The organism is Lactobacillus sp. (assembly GCF_051893255.1).
In the GTDB taxonomy this organism is placed as follows: Bacteria; Bacillota; Bacilli; order Lactobacillales; family Lactobacillaceae; genus Lactobacillus.
In genome coordinates, this window is record NZ_JBJFHB010000013.1 from 10,811 (window position 1) to 15,308 (window position 4,498).

Annotated in this window: 5 protein-coding genes; 4 read left to right on the plus strand and 1 reads right to left on the minus strand. The window is 49.9% G+C overall.

Annotation, left to right across the window (positions count from 1 at the left end):
* The 4 genes from ACI4WN_RS00930 to ACI4WN_RS00945 form a co-directional block, all read left to right on the plus strand.
* Window positions 1-1,638, plus strand: a 1,638-nt coding sequence (locus ACI4WN_RS00930; RefSeq protein ID WP_439776570.1) for a heavy metal translocating P-type ATPase, incomplete at its 5' end; no start/stop codon positions are given.
* Window positions 1,639-1,742: 104 nt separating this feature from the next.
* Window positions 1,743-1,964 carry a heavy-metal-associated domain-containing protein gene (locus tag ACI4WN_RS00935; protein ID WP_439776571.1) on the plus strand — a complete coding sequence of 74 codons (222 nt, stop codon included), beginning with the start codon at window positions 1,743-1,745 and terminating at the stop codon, window positions 1,962-1,964.
* Window positions 1,965-2,004: 40 nt separating this feature from the next.
* Window positions 2,005-2,559, plus strand: coding sequence for a DNA-binding protein (locus ACI4WN_RS00940; RefSeq protein WP_439776572.1), 555 nt, complete (start codon window positions 2,005-2,007; stop codon window positions 2,557-2,559).
* A gap of 20 nt (window positions 2,560-2,579) precedes the next feature.
* Window positions 2,580-3,209 carry a Crp/Fnr family transcriptional regulator gene (locus ACI4WN_RS00945; RefSeq protein ID WP_439776573.1) on the plus strand — a complete coding sequence of 210 codons (630 nt, stop codon included), beginning with the start codon at window positions 2,580-2,582 and terminating at the stop codon, window positions 3,207-3,209.
* Window positions 3,210-3,796: 587 nt separating this feature from the next.
* Here the strand turns inward: ACI4WN_RS00945 and ACI4WN_RS00950 are convergent.
* The coding region (locus ACI4WN_RS00950; protein ID WP_439776574.1) for a hypothetical protein at window positions 3,797-4,498 on the minus strand (702 nt) is incomplete at its 5' end.

Here is a 4,498-nt window from a genome sequence, read left to right on the forward strand (position 1 = left end):
ATCGTCTCCATCGAATTCCTGGTCTCCATCGCCGTGATCAGTGCCCTCTTCATCGGTGAATACAGCGAAGCCGGCATCGTAATCTGGCTCTTCTCCTTGGGCGACCTGCTGGAAGAAGCCACCCTGGCCAAGAGTCGCCAGTCCATCAAGGACCTGGTTAACCTAGCTCCAAAGACAGCCTTGAAGATCACTGACCTTGATCGCAAGACTAGCGAAGAAGTCGACGTCGATGAAGTTGAAGTTGGCGACCTGCTCTTGGTCAAGACCGGTTCCCAAGTTCCAGTTGACGGCAGCGTCTATCAAGGCGACGGTCACGTCAATGAAGCCAGCATCACCGGTGAAAGTAAGCCCAGCCACAAGGAAGTTGGCACGCCGGTTTACGCCGGCACCAGCCTGGAAAGCGGCACCTTGATCGTCCAAGCCGAAAAAGTTGGTGAAGACACTACTTTTGGCCGCCTGATCGAACTGGTCGAAGAAGCCCAAGACAGCAAGACCAAGGTTCAAAAGCTGATCGACCGCTTCTCCCAATACTACACCCCATTTGTGCTGCTCCTCGCCTTAGTTGTCGGCTTTTTTACTAAGGACGTCCGGCTAGCTACCACCATCTTAGTCCTTGGCTGCCCTGGCGCTTTGGTCATCGGGGTTCCAATCTCCACGGTGACTGGCATCGGGTCTAGCGCCAAGAGCGGCATCATTGCCAAGGGCAGCGCGGCTTTAGACCAGTTGACCAAGATCGATACCTTTGTTTTTGACAAGACTGGCACCCTGACCACGGGTAAGCCAAGCGTTTCCCAAGTAGTTAACCTGACTGGTAATGAGCGTGACAACCTGCAGCTGCTCGCCAGCCTAGAAGCCGAATCTGACCACCCCTTGGCCAAGGCCATTAATGCCTACTATGGCGGCGACCTTTTCCCAGTAGCAAAAAGTGAAGTCGTAGCTGGCTGGGGCCTGGCTGCCCAAGTTAATGGTGCCAACCTCCTGGTCGGCAATGAACGGCTGATGAGTGAAAATGGAATTGACACGGCTGGAATCGACCTAGATCCTACGGGCTCCCACGTCTACTTAGCCGTAAACGGCAAGCTGGCTTTGGCCCTGGCCATCGCCGATACCCTGAGAAGCGACGCTTTAGAGCAATTAGCAGCTCTGCGCAAAATCAAGCCTTACAAATTTGTCCTTTTGTCCGGCGACCAGCAGACGGTGGTTGACGCGGTAGCAAGAGAACTGAACTTTGACGAAGCTCACGGCAGCCTCCTGCCAGCTGACAAGGCGGCCTACATCAAGAGCCTGCAAGCAGGAGGCCACCAAGTTGCCTTTATCGGTGACGGGATCAACGACAGCCCGGCACTGGCTACGGCTGACCTGGCCATCGCCATGGGCAGCGGGACCGATGTGGCCATCGACGTCTCTGACCTGGTTTTGGTCAAGGACCAATTCTCGCAATTGCCAACCGCTGTCCGCTTTGCCAACAAGACCATCGCCAACATGCGGCAAAACATCGCCATTTCCCTTTTGACGGTTGCCCTCCTCTTCATCGGCCTCTTCGCCGGCTACGTAGAAATGGGCCTGGGCATGCTGATCCACGAGCTCAGCATCCTGGTCGTTACCGCCAACGGCATGAGATTATTGCGCTTGACTTGATAGGTGTCAATTACTTTTTAAAAAAGGCCTGGCATAATCAAACTTAGCAAAAGCAAAAAAACAAAATTAATGTAAGTAGATTTTTAAAAAAGAGGTTAATCACCATGACTAAAGTAACTTTGAAGCTGTTCAACATGTCCTGCCCATCCTGCATGACCAAGATCCAAAAGGCCCTCAGCCAAATCAATGGCGTTGAAAAGATTTCCGTCTTGTTCAACGCCGGCAAGGTCAAGGCCGAAATCGACGAAAGCCAAACCGAACCAAACGCCCTAGCCAAGGTAGTCACGGGCCTGGGCTACCCAGTTGAAAAGATCATCGTTAAGTAAGTTAGTACCGAAAATCTGTATAATTTTAAAGGAGAAAATTATGACTGCAACTGAACTTTACCATGCCGAACTTGAAAGAAGCGACTACGAACACCACCACCCAACGGCGGGTGCAGTGATCGGCCATATCACTTCCAACTTGCTGCTCCACACTTTGAAGATCGAACAAGCCAAGCTTTTTGCCAGAGGCACGGCTACTCTCTTCTTCGCCCAAAAGGGCAATGCCTGGGAAGACACGGAATTTGCTTTTATCCGAAAGCTAAACCGCGAGCTCTTGGCTGAGGGCGACTTGATCCCAACCACCAGCAAGGAAGTCCTGGAATTCGGACGCCTGGAAGAAGACGGCAGCCGCAAGTATGAAGATGGCAACGAACAGCTTTTTGACCTAGTCAAGGACTTTGACACCCAGCTACTCTACATCAGCAAGGGGCTGGCCCTGGCCAAGCAAGAAGGTCATCTGGGGCAAGTTGCAGCCTTGACTGACTTAGCCAACTGGATGAAGGGCGAAATCGCCTTTGCCCAAAACTTCCTGGGTCATGACTTAAAAGAAGGTCTCTATGTCGAAGAAGACGACGATGATGACGAAGAAGATTAATTTTTAATAGGGAGAAAAATATGATGCTCTGCGTCCAATTAGTACCACTTTTTCAAGACTTGTCACTCGACGAGCAGGCCAAGCTCGAGGCCCTGCTGACCCACCACCACTTCCACAAGGGTGAAACCGTCTTGGCGCCAAAGCAGCCGGCCCCCTTGATCATCCTGGAAAAGGGCGAGGTCAAGGTCATGCAGTACCTGGAAAACGGAGCTGAACGCTTGCAGAAAGTCCTGAAAAGCGGCGACTACATTGGAGAAAACTGGCTGTTTGGCCAGGAAAACGAGAGTATCTTTCTCGAAGCCAGCAAGGACAGCGATCTCTGCTTCATGCGGGCTGCCGACTTCAAGCAGCTGCTCATCCAGCTGCCAAGCCTATCCTACCAGCTGCTCAAGTACACGGTAGAACACGCTAACGAGCTGATCGTCCGCGACTCTTACCTCTCCCTCAGCCGGACAGAAGACCGCTTGTACAGCTACTTAAGCGACCTGGCCCTAGCTGAAGGCAGCGACACGATCACCCTGCCGCTGGCCTTGAAGGACCTGGCTGCCTACCTGGGCACAACGCCAGAAACTATCTCCCGGATGTTTGCCAAATTGATTAAAAAAGAGCAAGTTAAAAAGCTGGATGCGAGTCGCTACCAGCTGCTCTAAACTTTCCACAATTCGAAAACGTTAAGTACAAAGTTAAGTTAAATACATATCTCAAAATCGCGAAGAATTACTACTCTCAAGACGCCACCCCAGCCAGGGCGGCGTTTTTTGACTACTTAAACTTCCCACACCAAAAAGAACTATGAAACCATGAAAACTCAATAGTTTAGCCAGTAATTATTCAATTAAGCTCCCGATTGTAAACACTGATCCGATTTAGCACAGAAACACGGCGGGCTGGGATTTTTGAGGGCAAAAATAATCCAGCCTGAATGTAGGCTGGATTATTTGGTTACTTGACGTTGACAATGAAGTTGTCAGTTGTGTATTCACTTCCATCTGGGAAGTAGATAGTCAGAGAAGTCTCATATTTGCCATGGTTTAGCCCATAAAGCCCATAAACTGAGTTTTTGGAATGCTTACTGGTGCCGGGTTAAGCGAAACAAGCAGCCTTTTGATCCATGTTTCGGCACCACTAAAAAGCCATGACTATTCTCAAACTGGGAATAGTCATGGCTTTTGCGTTGTGTAGAATAAGTCGTATCTTGACGCGCTACACATTAATGTTTCTTATTATCTATCAGTGGTTACTGAGCGTTTAAAAAGGTAGCGCCAGTCCAAACGTTATTTTGATAACTGTAAATCGTCAAGCCACCATCAAAATAGTAGAACCAAGTGGAACCGTCTAAAAAAGGTGCGTCAAGTTTGACGGAAGGGTCGGTTGGCTTAACCACACCGTAGAAGGTGGTGTCTGTTAAAGCGTAGTAATAGCCATCTGGATATAAGCTGTTTGAAGTCAAGCCTCCAAAAGTACCTTTAAAATACAAGTTTTGTCCTTTATAAGTTACGGGTATAGCTAGGTCACCAGCATTCTTACCGGTTAAGGCCGTTGTAATGCCATCGGGATAAGCAATTACGCTGGTATCACCTTGTAATGGTGTGGTGGCAATGGTAGTTAACTCTTTAGTGGTATATAGGTAAGTATTAGTACCAGTATAAATAGTGTGAACAGCTTTACCGGCGAATGGGGTGTCAACGGTTGGATTAGTAGTTTCCGAGCTAGAAGAGCTATCTACCGTAGCTGATTCAGAGTTGGAATTAGCGGCGGCTTTGTCTGCAGCTTGACCAGCAGCAACTTTGTCTGCGGCAGCCTTGTCTGCAGCAGCCTTGTCTGCGGCAGCTTTGTTTGCGGCGGCTTTATCTGCAGCAGCCTTGTCTGCAGCAGCTTTGTCTGCGGCAGCTTTGTCTGCGGCAGCCTTGTCTGCAGCAGCCTTGTCTGCGGCAGCTTT